At 48.1% G+C, this 430-nt stretch carries 1 rRNA gene; it reads right to left on the bottom strand.

The window, feature by feature from the left end:
- Positions 1-430: ribosomal RNA gene (locus tag ACTHSX_RS10495) — 16S ribosomal RNA — on the bottom strand; the annotation flags it as partial.

Below are 430 nucleotides of genomic sequence, written 5' to 3'. Positions count from 1 at the left end.
CCCACGCTTTCGTCCATCAGCGTCAATCAATTAGTAGTAACCTGCCTTCGCAATTGGTATTCCATGTAATCTCTAAGCATTTCACCGCTACACTACATATTCTAGTTACTTCCTAATAATTCAAGTTCAGCAGTATCAATGGCCGTTCCACCGTTGAGCGATGGGCTTTCACCACTGACTTACTAAACCGCCTACGGACCCTTTAAACCCAATGATTCCGGATAACGCTTGGATCCTCCGTATTACCGCGGCTGCTGGCACGGAGTTAGCCGATCCTTATTCTCACAGTACCGTCAAGACATTACACGTAATGTTGTTTCTTCCTGTGCAAAAGCAGTTTACAATCCATAGGACCGTCATCCTGCACGCGGCATGGCTGGATCAGGCTTGCGCCCATTGTCCAATATTCCTCACTGCTGCCTCCCGTAGG

This window comes from Neisseria sp. P0014.S002, from assembly GCF_051958295.1.
Taxonomy (GTDB): Bacteria; Pseudomonadota; Gammaproteobacteria; order Burkholderiales; family Neisseriaceae; genus Neisseria; species Neisseria flavescens_B.
The sequence above is the reverse complement of the archived record's forward strand: the minus strand, read 5'-3'. Positions and strand labels throughout refer to the sequence as shown.